Here is a 17,787-nt window from a genome sequence, read left to right on the forward strand (position 1 = left end):
ACAGGGTTTGTCCGGTCAGACTGTTTAGCCCACCGGTTCCGGCTGGCGGTCCGGGCGCAGGGCGGGCAGGGCGGCCAGGACCGAGAGAAGCGCCAACCCCCAGAGCAGCCAGATCAGGCGCGTCGGATCCGGTGTCGCCCCCAGAATGGCGCCGGACACCGAGGTCATGGCCGCGCCGCAGCCGATGGTGACGGCGCCGGACAACCCCGCCGCACTGCCGGTGAGATCGGGGCGCACCGACATGGCTCCGGCCATGCCTGCGGGCGTGCTGAGGCCGTTTGCCACGCCGATCACCGGCATCAGCAGGAAAAAGCTCCAGGCGCTGCCGGGGCCAAGCGTCCAGAGCAGAAGCGCGACGCCAAGGCCCGCGACCGAAACCAGCCGCCCGGCCAGGACCATCAGCGGCGGGGCCACCCGGGCGCCCAGGCGGCGCGAGAGATACGAGCCGATGACGAAACCCGCCGGGGGCAGGCCGATCAGCGCGCCGACCGTGCTTTCCGAAATGTCGAAATAGGCTGCGCCCAGCAGGGGCGTTCCCGCAAGAAAGGCAAAGAAGATGCCGATGCCCAGCCCCATCGAGATCGTGTAGGACCAGAAGCGCAGGTCGGTCAGCAGCGCGGGGTAGGCCCGGAAATGGGCGGCAAAGCCCTGTCCCCGGCGTGGATTGGTTTCGCCCACGTCTGCCCAGCAGAGCCAGAGCAGCGCTGCGCCCAGCCCGGTGAAGGCCCAGAGCGTCGACCGCCAGCCCAGGGCCTGGTCCATGACGCCACCGATCACGGGGGCGATCATCGGTCCCAGCGCGATGGCCATGCCGATCGTGCCCAGCCGGCTGGTGGCCTCGCTGGGGGGCGATGTGTCGCGCACGATGGCGCGCGACAGGACGTTGCCCGCGATGACGGCAGTCTGCAGCACGCGAAAGACCATGAAGCTGGTGAAATCCGGCGCCAGCGCCGTGCCGAGAGAGGCGCAGGTGAACAAGGCCAGCGACCACAGCAACACCGGGCGGCGTCCATAGAGGTCCGATAGCGGACCGATGACCAGTTGCAGCCCGGCGGTGATCAGCATGAACAGCGAGATCGCGAGACTGGCCGTGGCGTAGGAGATGGAAAAGCTGCGGGCCATGTTCGCCAGAGAAGGCAGGAACATGTTGACCGAGACGATGCCCAGCACCGTCATCAGGACAAGCGTGACCAGGCTGGGCGGAGAGGCGGGAGGCTGTCGCATGGGGTTCAATCAATAGGTGTCCATGCGGTACCTGTTTTTCCGCCCGGGTGACAGCGGAGAATTGGCACCAATGCGAAAGGGCCGCCAGAAGGCGGCCCCGACACATGTGTTGTTGCCGAAGCGCGCGGGTCAGAGGCCCATGCAGTTGGCATAGAAGGTGGTCGTGGCGGGCCAGTCCGAGAAGACGCCCTTGACGCCGACCTGCTGGGCCAGAACGTCGAGGATCTCGAAATAGGCGCCGTCCGTGTTCGTGGCATCCTTGACCGACTGGAAGTACCAGCCGCCGCCCGAGGTCAGCGGGCCGGAGCGTTCCAGCGACCAGGTGATGATGTCCAGGCCGGCGGCATTGGCCTCTTCGGCGTAGACCGAGGGTACCATTGCGCCACTATCATCCAGCGTGACCAGCATCCACAGCGGCGGCGCGATGTAGTTGACGCCCATCTCCTTCAGCTCGACCATCGTCGGCTTGAAAGTGGCGGCGTCCATCGGGTCGATCAGCCCCTCGTCGTCGTCCGCGGCCTCGTAGCGGTCATCCAGGTAGACCGCCTGCTTGCCGAACTCGGGTTCGTTCTCGATCCAGTAGAGCACGTCCGACAGATCGAAGGACTGGGCCCAGACGCGCGACGGGTCGATGCCGGCGGCCTTGTACTCGTCGATCAGCTTCTGCGCGTAGTCGGCCTGGGTGAAGCCGTTGAAGGGCATCTCGACCGAAGGAGCCTTGAGTTCGGGGGTGAAATCGGCGCCGAGGCTGTCGAACAGGGCGATCGATTCCGCGTGGGTCATCAGGGTCGCGCCGCTGACGAAAAGGTCAGTCCGCCAGTTGGCGGTGCCGCCCAGGTAGGCCTCTGCCGTGGTGGCCGAAGCATCGGCGGAATCCATCTTGGGTGTCAGGGTCTTGAACTCGGCCAGGGTCAGGTCCGAGGTGCGGCATTCGGCGCTGGCCTTGGCATCGCCCGAGGCCGGGGTGAAGGGCGTGGTGCACTTGGAGGCCAGCGGGCCTGCCACGATGTCGGTGGTGGTGTGCAGGTCGTTCTGGGCGTGGCGGCAGACCAGTTCCAGGTCGGCGGTGAAGGTCACGTCACATTCCAGGATGCCCGCGCCCATGCCCGCCGCGGCCCGGTTCGATTCGACCGTGTGTTCGGGGAACATCAGCGGCGCGCCACGGTGGCCAACCGAGAAATGCGTGCGCGCGGGTGTGTTGCCCAGGCAGGACTGCAGCTTGTCCTTGAGTGCGCCGTCTTCCATCCGCGACACCAGGTAGGCGGGGCGGACACCGTAGGTGAGGCCGGCGTCATAGGCATTGGCATGGGTTTCGGCCAGGACGGGGCCGGCCAGGGCTGCGCCAGCCAGGGCGAGTGTGAACGTCTTCATGAATAAGGACCTCCTGTTGAGAGGCCCTTCTCATCGGGGCGCAGGGTAACGGGCGCGTGACGGCTTTGACAAACTTCGGTAACGCTTTGTCAGGGCTGGGCGATCTGCATCAGGGCCAAAGTGCCGTAGCTGGCGCCAAGCGCCCAGGCAAAGGAGGCCAGCGTGCCGATGATGACGTATTCGCTGGCGCGGTGATCCTCCTTGGCGGTGTCGAAACGCAGCACCGACTTGGCCGCGATCAGAAAGCCGATTCCGGTGGGTTCGCCGATTGTGACAAAGAGAAAGATCAGCGCCCGCTCCAGTTGACCGATCAGGCGACCGGCCTCTGGCAGGCCCTTCAGGGGTACCTCGAACCGGGCGGTCAGCATCCCCACGACATAGCCGCCCGCAAGGACCGTGGTGATCAGCCCGGCGGCAAAGATCGCGGGCGCCACCAGGTGCGGCAACCAGGGCGCCCAGAGCCCCTGGGACGCGGCGGCGGGCCACCACAGGGCGGCGGCCAGCAGCGTGACCAGGTGCGCGCCCTGGTCCAAAAGGAAGGCGGCAAGCGTGTCGCGCCAGCGGTCCGGGGACCAGGCCTTGACCGCGTCGATCGCGAAATGCGCCAGGGCCACCATCAGCGCCACGACCCAGGCACCGCCAAGCGCCCCCCAACTGAGGACAAAGACCACGCCCACATGCAACAGCAGGACCCCGAGGTTGCGCTTGCGGTCGACCATCCAACGGCCTTGAAAGACGAAATCCGCCAGCACATGCGCCAGGAACAGCGCGGCAAAACTCTGCGCGGCCATTGGATCGAGAGCGGGGAGTGCAGGGGGCATCACAGGCTGTCCCGGATCGTGTCGATGCGGTTTTCGTAGACCCACAGCGTTTCCTGCAGCGCGTCCAGGGCGGTGCCGGAGAGGCGGCTTTGGACCGCCTGCCGGGTCACGCCGACCTTCTGCGCGATCTCTTCCTGAGTTGGGGTCTGTACGCGGAGCGCCTCGAACAGGGCCTGTCCCTGCGTGCGGTTCCAGCCCTGTGCCTCACGATCCACAAAGAGCATGAGCGCGCCAAACGCGTCGCCCAGGGCGCCGGGAATTGGGGGCAGGGCCAGATGCGTGCCGCGCGCCAATCCTGCCAGCACGTCGCCCGCCATATGGAAGGCCGCGCCGGAGGCGGCGGCGAGGTCGCCGTCATCGGGGATGTGGGCGGGGCCGACGCCGATGCCGATCCGGGTGGCCAGCGACCCGGTGGCGGCAAGCGCGGCCTGGATACGCAGCGCGGCCCGCAGAGAAGGCTGGGCCAGTGGCAGGAACAGCTGCCAGCCGTCGCCGCGATGGCGCTGAAAGACGGCTTTCGCGCCGATGTCCTCGCCAAAGTCGCGGCTGACGCGTTCCAGCACCTGCATCGCTTTGTCCAGCACCTCTGGCCCATGCCTGCGCGAGGCAACAAGGTCGCCGGTCAGGACGCTGGCAAAGTCATGAGCTTGGGTTTGGGACATGCGCAAAATTAAACCCTTGCATAGCGGAGATGCAAGGGTTTCGTTTTGCGGTCGTGTTGTGCAAGGGAAAAGGCTTGCCTTACATGAAGCCCAGTTCCAGCCGCGCTTCGTCCGACATCATTTCCATGCCCCAGGGCGGTTCCCAGGTCAGATCGACATCGACCTGCTTCACACCGGGCAGCGGTTCGACCGCCTCGGCGACCCAGCCCGGCATTTCCCCCGCGACGGGGCAGCCCGGCGCGGTCAAGGTCATGATGATGTTGACCTCGTTCTGGTCGTTGATTTCGACGGTGTAGACCAGCCCCAGATCGTAGATATTGACCGGGATTTCAGGGTCGTAGACCGTGCGGCAGGCCTCGACCACCGTGTCGTAAAGCGGGTGATCGGTGCTTGAGGGCGCGATCAGCGGGGCGCCCTCCATCTGCGTGTTCTGCTCGGTCATTGCGGTCCTCGTGTCCGAATAGCTGAGAAATTATATAGGAAAAGTGACGGGCGCGGTAAAGGGCATGGAACCTCAATCCAACGAAAGATCGGCGAGCGTCTTCATCTTGTGACTAGCCGTCAAATCAGGCCGGAGGCGAAAATCCGCCGGTATGCCGATCTCCTGTCGCGGCCATATGATGAATTTTATATGCATCTTCCGTGACAAGTTAGAAAGTTCTAGTTATACAACTACAGGGTGTGCGCCTGTTTGGTGCGCGCATGGTGCGATTGCGCGGGAAACACTCGTCCGCTGCAATTCCGAACACGAACTTGGATTGGCTTGGACTGGTGAGAACAATCATCACAATCTCGAACTTGACGTCTATTCTGAGCATTGATCCGGACAGGGACCAGTTTCGGCAGGCCCAGAGAAAGACCGATCGAACCGACCGTCTGCAATGGTCACTGGGGTACGGTTGGTGGATTCTCCCGGGTGCCATGCTTGGGCTGGTCTTCTGGATCGTGATCATCAGGTGGATCGTGGGGTTCCTGTTTCCGAACTAACCGGAACCCCTTGCGGGGTCAGCTGTCCTCGGCCTTGCTGATGCGTTTGACCGGCGCGGGACGCACCTTGGATTCCAGGTGCTCATACAGCTTTTCGGCCACGTTCTTCTTGGTCGCCGTCTCGATCCCCTCAAGCCCGGGGCTGGAGTTGACCTCCAGCACCTTGGGGCCTGCCTCGGACCGCAGCAGGTCCACGCCCGCCAGGTTCAGGCGAAAGGCGCGGGCGGCGCGCAGGGCGGTTTCGCGCTCTTCCTTGGTGATTCGGACTACCGTCGCCTGACCGCCGCGATGCAGGTTCGAGCGGAAATCGCCCTCGGCCCCTGTGCGTTTCATCGCCGCCACCACCTTGCCGCCGACGACGAGACAGCGAATGTCCTCGCCCGCCGCCTCCTTGACGAAATCCTGCACCAGGAAATTCGCCTTGAGCCCACGGAAGGCGTCGATCACCGATTCCGCCGCCTTCTTGGTCTCGGCAAGGACGACGCCCTTGCCCTGTGTCGATTCCAGCAGCTTGACGATCAGGGGCGCGGTGCCCACCAACCGCATCAGGCTCTGCGTGTCCTTGGGCGAGGCGGCAAAGGCGGTGTTGGGCATGCCGATCTTGTGCCGCGCCATGAGCTGATGCGCATAAAGCTTGTCGCGCGAGGCGGTGATCCCTTCGGAGCCGTTCACGCAGAAAGTGCCGATGGTCTCGAACTGGCGGATCACGGCGGTGCCGTAGGAGGTCACGCTGGCGCCGATGCGCGGGATCACCGCGTCATAACGGGGCAAGCGTTTGCCGTCGTAATGCACCTCGGGTGAAAGCGCGTTGATCGCCATGTAACAGCGCGTCGTGTCGATCACCTCGACGGTATGGCCGCGCTTTTCGCCTTCTTCGACAAGCCGGCGGGTGGAATAATTGTCCTCGCGGCTCAGCACCGCGATCCGCAGCGCCCGGTTCGGCGCCGCCTGGCGGACGCGCGCGGTGGTATAGACGTCGTAGCTGAGCTTTGGCTGCTGGAAACGGTCGGTGGCCACGATGGTGATATGATCCTTGAGCGCCTCTCGGCCCAGCAACATGCGCGACGCCATCGTCGAGCGATCGGTCAGTGTCATCTCGATCCGCCAGCTTTCGTCGCCGACGCGGATGGTGGATGCGATGACATAGCGGGATTCGGATTCGCCGTTCGACGAGGTGACTGTGCGGCGGTCGATGATCCGGGCCGAACAGGGAATCACCAGGTCGTCACGTCCGGGCACGGGGTGCACCGTGAACCGCACCTTGGGCGCCGAGGCCGGGCCGAAGGTCTCGATGTCGAAGGCATGCAGGGCCGAGGTGCGGGCGCCGGTGTCGACCTTGGCGCGCAGGGCGGGCAAACCGAGATCGGGTAACGAGACCCACTCCTCCCAGCCAAAACGGATCATTCCGGGCAGTGGTTCAAGGCTGTCGTCCATGCGGCCCTCCCTTCAGAGCCATTACAGCCCTAGCAAGGCCCGCGCCTTACAGCAAGGCGCGGGCTGAGTGCGCGCAAGGACCCTGTCCCGGGCGCTGGTTGTGCAAAAATGCACATGCACGCCGGTTTGATCGGTGTATCGTTCGATGGTTCGAGGGCTATATTGCATTTTACCAGACAGGAGGACCCGAGATGAGCTGGAACCCCGCGCTTGATCCGCAATGTCCCACCGGCGATGCCGTGGACAGCATCGATACCGTCATCATCCCCCGTGCCCGCGATCTGGGCGGGTTCGAGGTGCGCCGTGCCTTGCCGGCGCCGCGTCGGCAGATGGTGGGGCCCTTCATCTTCTTCGACCAGATGGGTCCGGCAGAGTTCCTGCCGACCCGTGGATTGGATGTGCGCCCGCACCCCCATATCGGGCTGGCGACGATCAGTTACCTCTACCGGGGTCGGATGCATCACCGTGACTCTCTGGGTACGGACAAGTGGATCGAGCCGGGTGCCGTGAACTGGATGGTGGCAGGGCAGGGGATCACCCACTCGGAACGCACGGATGATGCCACCCAGGCCGAGCCGATGCCCTTTTTCGGAATCCAGACATGGGTCGCCCTGCCCAAGGACCAGGAGGACAGCGCGCCGGACTTCATCCATGCGCCGGCAGACGCGCTGCCCGTTCTGGACGGCGAGGGAAAGCAGGTGCGCCTGATCCTTGGAAACGCCTGGGGGGAACGCGCGCCGGTGCGGACCCCGTCAGAGATGTTCTATGCCGATGCGGTACTGCAGCCGGGGGCCTCTCTGCCGCTGCCCGATGAACATGAGGACCTGGGTGTCTATGTCGTCGAGGGTGCCATCGAGGTTGCCGGAACGCGCTACGAGGCGGGCCAGATGATGGTGTTTCGGCCCGGCGACCGCGTGTCTCTCCGGGCAGGGGGCGCCGGTGCCAGGCTCATGCTGCTGGGCGGTGCCACCCTGGAGGGGAGCCGATACATCTGGTGGAACTTCGTCGCCTCCTCGAAAGAGCGCATCGAAGAGGCGAAAGAGGCTTGGCGGCGCGGCGATTGGGAGCATGGCCGCTTTCAGTTGCCGCCGGGGGATGACGGCGAGTTCATTCCCTTGCCGGACTAGGGGCGGTCAGTGCGGCGCAACCATCAGGGTGAAAGAAAATGCGGCGTCGAAAAAATCTATTGTGGAGTCAACTTCTGAGGTCTGCACGCTGAACGCACCAGTAAGGGCACTTTCTTGCCTCCCGTGTTAACCAATGGGATTCCCGATGCCCCACTTGCAGCTGATTCCGACAGATGTGACCCCCGGACCGGGCGACTTCCGGCGGATGGTCGAGGAAACACGCAACGCGACAGAGGCGGTTGCCGTTCCCGAAATCCTGAAGACGGTGGCGGAACTCGTGGAGCATGCGGCCTACGTCATGACCCGCGACGGAGACGGCGCTCCCGTGACGCGCATGTTGCTGCTGGCTGCCGAGATCGAAGAGATCTCGGCGCGTCTTTCCGCGGGTGACTGACCGGCTCAGCCGGCCGAGGCGGTCTGGACGAAATTCCGGCTCTGCCAGAGCGGCCAGCCCATCATCTGGCTCATCGTCCCCAGCTTGATGCCACGCGCCGTCAGCCCGTCCAGGGTCCGCGGCATGGCGCGCACCGTGCCGTGCTGGATGTCGTGGGTCAGGATGATGGCGCCGGGACGCGAGTGCGACAGAATCCGACTGGCCACCACGCTGGCGCCGGGCCGGCGCCAGTCCTGCGGATCCACGGACCACAGGATCGTCGGCAGCTTGCGCGTGTTGTGCAGCATCACACGCTGGCGCTGGGTAAATGCGCCGTAGGGCGGGCGGAAGGTGACCGGCGGGCGGCCCGTCACCTTGAAGATCGCGTCCGAGGTCCGGTCGATCTGGCTGAGGACGCCCGCGTTCGAATAGCCCGCCAGGTTGGGGTGTGACCAGCTGTGGTTGCCGATCTCATGCCCCTCGTCTGCAATGCGCTTGACAATATCCGGCCATGTCACCACTCTTCGACCTATAAGGTAAAACGTGGCACGCAGACCACGGGCTTTGAGGATATCAAGAAGCAGTGGGGTCAGGGTCGGATGCGGCCCGTCATCGAACGTCATTGCAACAACTGGTGAGGATGTGTTCACGGCTGTGACCGTGACCGGGTCCGTTTTTGTCACGTCCGCTGGCAAGGCGATGTCGGGGGCCGCCCAGAGTGAATCGGGGCGCAGAAGGGCAACAGCAGCAGTGCCGGCGGACAGGAATGTCCGGCGAGAAAATTCAGACATGATACGACCTTGGCTAGGCTTGGGGCGTGCAGACCATACGAGAAAAGCCGGGCGATCGGTGGAATCGCAAGGTGAATTGACATTTGCGTGAAATACGGCCGCCAACCCGTGACCAATGCGCCACTTTAGATTCTCCGGGCTGGATGAAAAAATGCGCGAATTCGGGGGTCGAAACCGCTTGACGGGGCAGGGGGCTACGCATAGAAGGCCTCTCACGCCACGGCCAAGCGGTCACGGCGGCAGTCAAGCGGTTGTAGCTCAGTTGGTTAGAGTACCGGCCTGTCACGCCGGGGGTCGCGGGTTCGAGCCCCGTCAACCGCGCCAACACTGCCCCGAAACGCAACGGCCCGACGCGAAAGCGCGGTTGTAGCTCAGTTGGTTAGAGTACCGGCCTGTCACGCCGGGGGTCGCGGGTTCGAGCCCCGTCAACCGCGCCACTTCTTCCTCACCGGTGGAAGCATTTGGCGCCAGCGCCTCTTCTTAAAAAAAAATCTGGATGCGGTGGCGGAACCAACCGCGCCTTGGCGTGTTTCCTTCTCAGACAACGATATACGACCGGTTAACCGCGTAGGGAATTCCTGACTATCCCGTTCACGGTTTTCGAGGCAAAAAGACAAGGTGCCAAACAAAAGGCGCCCCGGTTGGGACGCCTGTAAGAGTGAACCAGAGACTGAAGAGGGGGGAGAAGAAAACTCAGCTGCCCCAGGAACGGACCGGACCGCAGTCCATGTGCACGAAGTTCGACCGGGTGTACCGGCCCACGCCGCCTGCATTACAGGCCTTGGCCGCCCGATACATCTGGCTGACAGAGCGCGACGCGAGCCGAAGGTCCGCTGCCTGACCGACCAGATGGCGCGAGTTCTTGGCCACGCCGGAAGAGCGTGCCCGCAACATCGCGTTCGTTTCCGGGCTGCGGTAGCCTGAAATCAGCATGTAAGGCTCAGACACATCCAGCAGGTTGTGCGAAGCGGCCATGATGTCGATCGTTCGTGTGTCGATCGACTTGATCTGGTTGTTGCGCCAATCGCGCATGAAATAATTGATCTCCTTGATCGCGTCGGCGAGGTAGTCGCCTTCGATCCAGTAGATCATGTCTACCCGTTCGCCCGTGCGACCGGAATACATCCGGATGCGCCGGACATCGCCTGCGCCGCGCAAGAAGCCTGCTGCGTTGGAGTAAGTCGGCGCCGCTGCGACGGCTGTCGCTGCGAACGCGCCAAGAAGTGCCCGGCGGGTGAAGCCGCCGCAAGTCGTCTCTGTCATGATGACCGCCTGTCCCGTGGTCGCCGTGTTACCTGATTCTGGGCGCATCGTTGTGCGCCGCCTGCCATCTATCCCCAGATGCCAAGAGCTATATGACACGAATCGTATGGCGCAAAAAGGGCGATTTGTGATGATTTGTAATGATCAAGGGGTAATTGGCGGGATTCTGCCCACAGCGGGCCAACTGTGGCGCGAATGCGCGGGTCTGCCTCTTTTCGGTCACAGCCTAGCTGCCCTGCCCTTTGGTCGACAACTTGGCAAAAATGTGAATAGACAGGCCTATGACCCTGTCGGCATTGTGTTTTCGGGGATCGCTGGTCGATGAAGGATTTGAGCATGAACAAGAGAGAAACCCGGGCCGTGTTCCAGGCGGCCCTCGCGGCAGGGGCCCTTTGGTTGGGAACTGGGCTGCCGGCTTTGGCCGAGGATGGGCTCACGCTCAAGGTGACGGCCTTCAAGCAGGCCGTGGCCGAGAACGTTGCCGACGATGACAGTATTGCCGCCTTCTACCGGGCACGGGATTTCGCCCCGATCTGGACCGGTGCCGGCGAGGGCGACCGCGCCCGCCGCCTGGCCTTGATGGAGGCGTTTTCGCTGGCGGATGACCACGGGCTGCCCGCCGGACGCTATGACCCCGACCGACTGTTGCGGCGGATGAGCCAGGCTACCGACGGCCGCTCGCGCGGGATGCTGGAAATCGAGCTGACCCGCACCTTCATCCAATTCGCCAACGACCTTCAGTCCGGCATCCTGGAACCGGGCAATGTCGTTGATGGGATCAAGCGCGAAGCGCCGCGCCGCGATCCGGAAATGCTGCTGACCCGGCTGACCCGGGAAGATCCGACCGCCGTCTTCCTGAGCCTGGTGCCCAACAGCCCCGAATATACGCGCCTGATGCGGGCCAAGCTGCGGCTGGAACACAAGATCCGCAACGGCGGCTGGGGTCAGACCGTTCCCGCCGGCAGCCTGCGCCCCGGCAACAGCGGAAACGCCGTGGTTGCGCTGCGCAATCGTCTGACTGCGATGGGCTACCTGTCGCCCTCGCTCAGCATGACCTATGACGCCGAGATGGAAGCCGCTGTCCGCGAGTTCCAGGAGGATCACGCCATCGAGGTCGACGGCGTCGCAGGTGGCAGCACCATGCGCGCCATCAACGTCTCGCCCGAGGAACGGCTTCAGTCGATCATGGTCTCGATGGAGCGTGAACGCTGGCTGAACCTGCCCGAGGGGCGTGGCAAGCGTCATATTCTCGTCAACCTGACGGATTTCCACGCCCAGATCATCGACGACGACAAGCTGACATTTGAAACGCGCTCGGTCATTGGTGCGCAGGGGCATGACCGCCGCACGCCCGAGTTCTCGGACGTGATGGAACTGCTGGTTATCAACCCCTATTGGTTCATTCCCCAATCGATCATTCGCGGCGAATACCTGCCGGCGATCCGGGCCAATCCCTATGCGGCAGGCCACCTGGAGATCGTCGACTATCGCGGGCGCCAGGTCAGCCGGGAAACCGCCTCGGCCTATGCGAATTCGGGCAATTTCCCCTTCACCATGCGCCAGCCCCCGGGGCCGAGCAATGCGCTGGGGTCGGTCAAGTTCCTGTTCCCGAACAAGTACAACATCTACCTGCACGACACCCCGTCGCAGCACCTGTTCAGACGCGAGGTCCGTACCTTCAGCCACGGCTGCATCCGCCTGGATGACCCGCATGAGTTCGCCTACGAGATCCTGAGCCGCCAGGTCGACGATCCCGTGTCCTACTTCAAGCGGATCCATGCCTCGGGTGAAAACACGCGCATTCCGCTGGAAACGCCGATCCCGGTGCACCTGATTTACCGCACCGCCTTTACCAAGGCGAAGGGCCAGATGAACTATCGCAACGACGTCTACGGGCGTGACGCGATGCTTTGGCGGGCGCTGACCAACGAAGGGGTGGCCCTGCGCGCGGGTCGCAGCTAAACCTCTCCCGGACCGCGCCCTGCAACGTCCGGAGACACCATGCCTTTCACCATCGAAGACCTCGCAATCGCCCTCGGCATGACTGCCGAGGGCGATTTGTCTCTGACCGTCTCCGGGCTGGCGGAGCCTGCGGACGCGGGGCCGGAGCAACTGGCGATGGCGGCCAGGCCCGAGTTCGTCGAGGCCCTGGGCCGGGGGCAGGCCCGCGCCGCGCTGCTGGCGGCGGGCACGGACTGGCAGGCGCTGGGGCTGCAGGCGGCACTGCTGTCGGATCGCCCGCGTTTTGCCATGTCGGGGCTGACCGGCATGATGGACCGGGGGCCGGGTTACGCGCCGGGCCTCCATCCGCAATCGGTGATCGACCCGACCGCCGAGCTGGGTGAGGGCGTGTCGGTGGGGCCATTTGCGGTGATCGAGGCCGGCGCCCGGATCGGCGCCGGTTCGGTGGTCGGTCCACAGTGTTATGTCGGGCGCAACGCGCGCATCGGCGCGGGGGCGCTGCTGCATGCCGGGGGCCGGATCATGTCGGAGGTGGTCATCGGCGACCGTTTCATCGCCCAGCCTGGCGCGATTATCGGGGGCGACGGGTTCTCCTTTGTCACGCCGGAACGCTCGGGCGTCGAAAAGGCGCGCGCCTCGCTGGGCGGCGAAGGCACGGATAGTGCTCAGTCCTGGGCACGGATCGCCAGCGTGGGTGCGGTGACAATCGGCGACGATGTCGAGGTCGGCGCCGGGTCGACCATCGACAAGGGGACGATCCGCGACACTCGCGTCGGCAACGGCACCAAGATCGACAACCTCGTGCAGATTGGCCACAACGTCGTGATCGGACGCGACTGCCTGCTTTGCGCGAATGTCGGCATCGCCGGGTCGACCGTGGTGGGAGACAACGTGGTGCTGGGCGGCAAGGTCGGGGTCTCGGACAACCTGCGCATCGGGGATCGCGCGATCCTGGGGGGCGCCACGGTGGTCCTGTCGAATGTACCGGCCGGGCGCGTCATGTTGGGCTATCCGGCGATGAAAATGGACACCCATGTCGAGGCCTACAAGGGCCTGCGCCGCCTGCCGCGTCTGTTCCGAGACGTCGCAGAGCTCAAGAAAGCAGTTTCAAAGCTGATGGGAAATGACTAAGTGTCCGGCAATTCTGGACAAGCGCGGGGCTGAGGTCATGGACGTCAAGGAACAGGTCATTCAGATCATCGCGGAGCAGGCGATGCTCGATGTCTCGGACGTTGCGATGGAAAGCACGCCCGAAGAACTGGGGATCGACTCTCTCGGGCTGGTGGAATCGATCTTCGCGATCGAGGAGCAGTTCGACATTTCGGTACCCTTCAATGCCAACGACCCATCGGAATCGGATTTCGACATCTCCTCGGTGGCGAAGATCGTCGAGGGGATCGAGAAACTGATCGCCGAGCAGAAGTCGTGAAGCGTGTCGTCATCACCGGGGCGGGAACGATCAACGCCCTGGGCCAGGATGTCCCCGCGACGCTGGAGGCGATGCGCGAGGGGCGCTGTGGCATCGGCGAGCTGGAGTTCCGCGACGTGGAGCGCCTGGCCATCCGCATTGGCGGACAGGTCAAGGGGTTCGAGCCCGAGACCGTGTTCAACCGCCAGCAGCTTGCGCTCTATGACCGTTTCACCCAATTTACCCTGTTAGCTGCCCGCCAGGCGGTGGCGCAGGCAGGGCTGGAATTCGTGGGCGACCTGGCCAACACCTCCGGCGTGGTGCTGGGCACCTCCGGCGGCGGGCTGAGCACGCAGGATGACAATTACCGCGCGGTTTACGAAGAGGGAAAGAACCGGGTTCACCCCTTCGTCGTGCCCAAGCTGATGAACAACGCGGCCACCAGCCACGTCAGCATGGAGTTCAACGTCAAGGGACCGAGTTTCACCGTCGCCACCGCCTGCGCCAGTTCCAACCACGCGATGGGACAGGCGTTCCAGATGATCCGCACGGGCATGTGCACGGCGATGATCACCGGCGGTTCCGAGTCGATGTTGTGTTTCGGCGGGGTGAAGGCCTGGGAAGGTCTGCGCGTCATGTCCAAGGACGCCTGCCGCCCCTTCAGTGCCACCCGTAACGGTATGGTGCAGGGCGAGGGCGCCGGCGTGTTCGTCTTCGAGGAATACGAACACGCGAAGGCCCGCGGCGCCGAGATCTTGGGCGAGGTGCTGGGCTTTGCCATGACCTCGGATGCGGCGGATATCGTCATGCCATCGAAGCATGGCGCGGCGCGGGCGATTTCAGGCGCGCTGCGCGATGCGCGGGTCAGCAGGGAACGGGTCAGCTACATCAACGCGCATGGCACCGGGACAGCGGCCAACGACAAGACCGAATGCGCCGCAGTGGCCGATGTCTTTGGCACCCATGCGGACAACCTCATGATCTCTTCCACCAAGTCGATGCACGGCCACCTGATCGGCGGCACCGGGGCGGTCGAATTGCTGGCCTGTCTCATGGCGCTGAAGGACGGGGTGATCGCGCCGACCATCGGCTACGAGGAGGCTGACCCGGAATGCGCGCTGGACGTGGTGCCGAACGTGGCGCGCGAGGCCGAGGTGGACGTGGTGCTGTCGAATGCCTTTGCCTTTGGCGGGCTGAACGCGGTGCTGGTGCTGGGGCGCGCCTGACAGGGGCGTGAACCAAAGGTGTGCCTTGCGGCGCGCAGGGTGTCTCGGCGCCGGCCTTCGGCCGGACACCTCGGGCCGGGGGCGCTGCCCCCGCACCCCCGGGAGTATTTCTGCCAAAAAGAAGCCCTGAGCGGGGGAAAGGCCGTCGCGGGGCCGGAGCCCATTGACGAATGGCGTGGGCGGGATTAGCGCTGCGCGCATGGCTCCTCCTCCCTTGCTTCAGCTCACCTCTGTCTCTCTCACCTTTGGCGGCGATCCCGTCTTTGACGACCTGTCGCTGACCGTCCACCAGGGTGATCGCGTGGCGCTTGTCGGGCGCAACGGCTCTGGCAAGTCGACGCTGATGAAGGTCATGGCCGGGCTTGTGGAACCGGATCGGGGTGAGCGCGTGGTGCCGGCAGGGATTTCCGTGGCCTACATGGAGCAGGACCCGGACTTGTCGGGCTATGCCACGCTGGGCGAGTTCGCTGCCTCGCAACTGGCGGCTTCCGAGATGTACCGGGTTGAACGCGCGTCCGAGGGCCTGAAATTCGATCCCGACCGTCCAGTCGAGACGGCCTCTGGCGGTGAGCGGCGCCGCGCCGCGCTGGCCAAGCTGATGGCCGAGGCGCCGGACCTGATGCTCTTGGACGAGCCGACCAACCACCTGGACATCGAGGCGATTTCCTGGCTCGAGGACGAGTTGAAGACGACGCGCAAGGGTTTTGTCCTGATCTCGCACGACCGTCGGTTCCTGAGCGAATTGACCCGCGCGACGCTTTGGATCGACCGGGGGCAGGTGGCGCGGCAGGAACGCGGTTTCGAGGCCTTCGAGGCCTGGCGCGACAAGGCCTGGGAAGAAGAGGACCAGCAGCGCCACAAGCTGGACCGCAAGATCAAGGCCGAGGCCCGCTGGGCCGTCGAGGGCATCAGTGCCCGGCGCAAGCGCAACCAGGGCCGGTTGCGGGCGCTGCAGGACATGCGCAAGGAACGCGCTTCGCAGATCCGCCGGCAGGGCGCGGCGGCGATGGAGATGGCCTCTGGTCCGAAATCGGGCAAGAAGGTCATCGAGGCGCAGGGGATCACCCATGCTTTCGACGACAAGCAGATCGTGCGCAAATTCGACCTGACGGTGCAGCGCGGCGACCGAGTCGCCTTTGTCGGACCGAACGGCGTGGGCAAGACGACGCTGATCAAGATCCTGACCGGTGAGATCACCCCCGACGCGGGCAGCGTGAAGCTGGGCACCAACCTTGTCCCGGCGATCTTTGACCAGAGCCGGGCGCAGCTGGACCCCGAGGCCTCGCTCTGGGACAGCCTGACCAATGACCGCGACATGCGGGTGTCCGGCCAGTCCGACCAGGTCATGGTGCGGGGACAGCCGAAACACGTCGTCGGCTATCTCAAGGAATTTCTCTTTGACGAACGGCAGGTGCGGGCACCGGTGCGGTCGCTTTCCGGGGGCGAGAAGGCGCGGCTCTTGCTGGCGAAATTGCTGGCGCGTGAATCGAACCTGCTGGTGCTGGACGAGCCGACCAACGATCTGGATGTCGAGACGCTGGACCTGTTGCAGGAACTGCTGGACGATTACGACGGCACCGTGATGCTGATCAGTCACGACCGGGATTTCCTGGACCGGGTCGCCACCACGACCGTCGCGATGGAAGGGGGCGGGCGCGCCACCGTCTATGCCGGGGGATGGTCGGATTACCAGTCCCAGAAGCGCGAGCAGGCCGGGCCTGCGAAAAAGGCAAAGCCTGCGGCCAAGGCCGGGACTGCGCCGAAGCCTGCTGCGGCGACGCCGGCAAAGCCGGTGCTCAGCTTTACCGAGAAGCACCGGCTGGAAGCGCTGCCGGGGGAGATCGACCGTCTGGGCGCGGAGATCGCCAAGCTGGAAGAATTCCTGGCCCAGCCCGATCTGTTCACGAAGGAACCTCTCAAGTTCCAGAAGGCCACCGATGCGCTGGTGGAGCGTCAGGAGGCGCTGAGCGCGGCCGAGGAGGAATGGCTTGACCTGATGGAAAAGGCCGAGGAGGCCTGACGGCGCTCAGCGCATACCGAGCAGGCGGGCGGCCACGCTCAGTTCCACCACGGTCATCAGGATGCGGGCGACGTGATGCAGGCTGACCAGCGCCGGGTTGGCGGCAAGGCTGAGCGCGACGATGGACATTTCCGCCACGCCGCCGGGGGAGAAACTGATCAAGAGGTGCAGCCATTCGATGCCGGTGATCTGCCAGAGCAGGGCGGACAGGACTCCCCCAAGCACCAGCATGTAGGCCACCGAGACCAGTGCCAGCCAGGCGCAGCGACGCAGGAGCGCCATGTTCACGCCCTTGAACCGCATTCCCAGGCTGACGCCGATCACCAGTTGCGCACTGGCGATCAGCCAGATCGGCAGGTGCAGGTCCAGCACCCCGGTCACCGTGGCCAGGGCCGCGAGGATCATCGGACCGCTCAACTGGGCGGCGGGCAGGCGGATGAGGCGGGCAAGGTACAACCCCAGCCCCGCCGCCAGCGCGATCGTCACCAGTGCCAGCGGCGTCACCCGGGATTGCCCCATCGCGGATTGCAGCCCCGCCGCGCTGCCCACCGGCGCCCCCATCCAGAGCGAGAGCCCCAACGGCAGGAGCGTGATCACCACGATGATGCGCAGGAATTGCTGGGCGGTCAGGATGCGGATGTCCGCGCCCGCGCCTTCACCCATGACGATGCTTTCCATCAACCCGCCCGGCGTGCCCGAGTAGAAGGCCGTGGCGCGGTCATATCCGCCAAGGCTGCGAAAGATCGCCATGTTTCCGAAATGGGCCAGCACCACGAAAAGGACCAGCCCGGCCATCGTCCAGGGCAGTTTGCCCGCCAGGGCCACCAGTTCCGCCGTGACCTGGGTGCCAATCATCACCCCGATCAGGGCAACGAATCCGGTCCGGAAGGGCATCGGGAAACTGTAGTCTGCGAGGATGGGCGGCGCCCAGAGCAGGATGACAAGGGCCGAGGCAAAAAGCCCGCCCAGCATCCAGGGCATGGGAAGGTGCACCAGGCTGGCAAGGCCCCCGCCAAGCGCGCCGAAACACAACATGAGGGCTGTCTGCCAGACCAGGCGGAAAGAAGGCACTTGTGACATGTCGGTTTGAATAGGCTGGTCCCGGGAAAGGTTCAATG

At 64.6% G+C, this 17,787-nt stretch carries 16 protein-coding genes and 2 tRNA genes; 9 read left to right on the plus strand and 9 right to left on the minus strand.

The genetic code is table 11. From position 1 onward, the window contains the following. Positions 1-24: 24 nt before the first annotated feature. The 6 genes from BLQ71_RS05020 to rimK all read right to left on the minus strand — a co-directional run bounded on the left by BLQ71_RS05020 (position 25) and on the right by rimK (position 6,499). Complete coding sequence (locus tag BLQ71_RS05020) at positions 25-1,224, minus strand: multidrug effflux MFS transporter (protein WP_074620921.1); 1,200 nt, start codon at positions 1,222-1,224, stop codon at positions 25-27. 129 nt (positions 1,225-1,353) lie between these two features. Then, on the minus strand, positions 1,354-2,595 hold the full coding sequence (locus BLQ71_RS05025) for a glycerophosphodiester phosphodiesterase family protein (RefSeq protein ID WP_083342152.1): 1,242 nt from the start codon (positions 2,593-2,595) through the stop codon (positions 1,354-1,356). Positions 2,596-2,684: 89 nt separating this feature from the next. Further along, positions 2,685-3,416 (minus strand): DUF3307 domain-containing protein, encoded by a 732-nt coding sequence (locus BLQ71_RS05030; RefSeq protein ID WP_083342153.1) that lies wholly within the window; start codon positions 3,414-3,416, stop codon positions 2,685-2,687. After that, a complete protein-coding gene (locus tag BLQ71_RS05035; RefSeq protein ID WP_074620923.1) occupies positions 3,416-4,078 on the minus strand; it encodes a hypothetical protein in 663 nt (220 codons plus the stop codon). The genes BLQ71_RS05030 and BLQ71_RS05035 overlap by 1 nt, the downstream gene beginning before the upstream one ends. Before the next feature lie 79 nt (positions 4,079-4,157). Next, complete coding sequence (locus BLQ71_RS05040; protein WP_043145204.1) at positions 4,158-4,520, minus strand: SUF system Fe-S cluster assembly protein; 363 nt, start codon at positions 4,518-4,520, stop codon at positions 4,158-4,160. A 563-nt stretch (positions 4,521-5,083) separates the two neighbouring features. Continuing rightward, positions 5,084-6,499: a 30S ribosomal protein S6--L-glutamate ligase gene (rimK, locus tag BLQ71_RS05050; RefSeq protein WP_043145202.1), complete on the minus strand. Its 1,416-nt coding sequence runs from the start codon at positions 6,497-6,499 to the stop codon at positions 5,084-5,086. A 191-nt stretch (positions 6,500-6,690) separates the two neighbouring features. On the opposite strand from rimK, the gene BLQ71_RS05055 reads away from it, so the two are divergent. Together BLQ71_RS05055 and BLQ71_RS05060 are read left to right on the plus strand one after the other, a co-directional pair. Then, positions 6,691-7,626, plus strand: a complete 936-nt coding sequence (locus tag BLQ71_RS05055; protein WP_074620924.1) for a pirin family protein — start codon at positions 6,691-6,693, stop codon at positions 7,624-7,626. 145 nt (positions 7,627-7,771) lie between these two features. Beyond that, entirely contained in the window at positions 7,772-8,020 is a 249-nt protein-coding gene (locus BLQ71_RS05060; protein ID WP_133066116.1) for a hypothetical protein, read from the plus strand. 5 nt (positions 8,021-8,025) lie between these two features. On the opposite strand, the gene BLQ71_RS05065 is transcribed toward BLQ71_RS05060, so the two are convergent. Next, positions 8,026-8,790: a polysaccharide deacetylase family protein gene (locus tag BLQ71_RS05065; RefSeq protein ID WP_074620926.1), complete on the minus strand. Its 765-nt coding sequence runs from the start codon at positions 8,788-8,790 to the stop codon at positions 8,026-8,028. A 247-nt stretch (positions 8,791-9,037) separates the two neighbouring features. On the opposite strand from BLQ71_RS05065, the gene BLQ71_RS05070 reads away from it, so the two are divergent. Then, positions 9,038-9,114 (plus strand) — tRNA-Asp (locus BLQ71_RS05070). Positions 9,115-9,150: 36 nt separating this feature from the next. Further along, positions 9,151-9,227 (plus strand) — tRNA-Asp (locus BLQ71_RS05075). Positions 9,228-9,483: 256 nt separating this feature from the next. On the opposite strand, the gene mepK is transcribed toward BLQ71_RS05075, so the two are convergent. Continuing rightward, complete coding sequence (mepK, locus tag BLQ71_RS05080) at positions 9,484-10,053, minus strand: peptidoglycan L,D-endopeptidase MepK (RefSeq protein ID WP_069211643.1); 570 nt, start codon at positions 10,051-10,053, stop codon at positions 9,484-9,486. A 336-nt stretch (positions 10,054-10,389) separates the two neighbouring features. Between mepK and BLQ71_RS05085 the strand changes: the two genes are divergently transcribed. From BLQ71_RS05085 to BLQ71_RS05105, 5 genes are all read left to right on the plus strand, one after another. Continuing rightward, positions 10,390-12,015 (plus strand): L,D-transpeptidase family protein, encoded by a 1,626-nt coding sequence (locus BLQ71_RS05085; RefSeq protein ID WP_074620927.1) that lies wholly within the window; start codon positions 10,390-10,392, stop codon positions 12,013-12,015. A 39-nt stretch (positions 12,016-12,054) separates the two neighbouring features. Then, positions 12,055-13,146 (plus strand): UDP-3-O-(3-hydroxymyristoyl)glucosamine N-acyltransferase, encoded by a 1,092-nt coding sequence (lpxD, locus tag BLQ71_RS05090; RefSeq protein ID WP_074620928.1) that lies wholly within the window; start codon positions 12,055-12,057, stop codon positions 13,144-13,146. 37 nt (positions 13,147-13,183) lie between these two features. After that, entirely contained in the window at positions 13,184-13,444 is a 261-nt protein-coding gene (locus BLQ71_RS05095) for an acyl carrier protein (RefSeq protein ID WP_043145190.1), read from the plus strand. Continuing rightward, complete coding sequence (locus tag BLQ71_RS05100) at positions 13,441-14,649, plus strand: beta-ketoacyl-[acyl-carrier-protein] synthase family protein (RefSeq protein WP_043145187.1); 1,209 nt, start codon at positions 13,441-13,443, stop codon at positions 14,647-14,649. Before BLQ71_RS05095 ends, BLQ71_RS05100 begins: the two co-directional genes overlap by 4 nt. Positions 14,650-14,848: 199 nt before the next feature. Beyond that, positions 14,849-16,669 (plus strand): ABC-F family ATP-binding cassette domain-containing protein, encoded by a 1,821-nt coding sequence (locus BLQ71_RS05105; protein WP_074620929.1) that lies wholly within the window; start codon positions 14,849-14,851, stop codon positions 16,667-16,669. A 6-nt stretch (positions 16,670-16,675) separates the two neighbouring features. On the opposite strand, the gene BLQ71_RS05110 is transcribed toward BLQ71_RS05105, so the two are convergent. After that, positions 16,676-17,704 carry an AbrB family transcriptional regulator gene (locus BLQ71_RS05110; RefSeq protein ID WP_254780697.1) on the minus strand — a complete coding sequence of 343 codons (1,029 nt, stop codon included), beginning with the start codon at positions 17,702-17,704 and terminating at the stop codon, positions 16,676-16,678. Positions 17,705-17,787 lie beyond the last annotated feature (83 nt).

This window comes from Antarctobacter albus (genome assembly GCF_900101505.1).
GTDB classification, from domain to species: domain Bacteria; phylum Pseudomonadota; class Alphaproteobacteria; order Rhodobacterales; family Rhodobacteraceae; genus Antarctobacter; species Antarctobacter albus.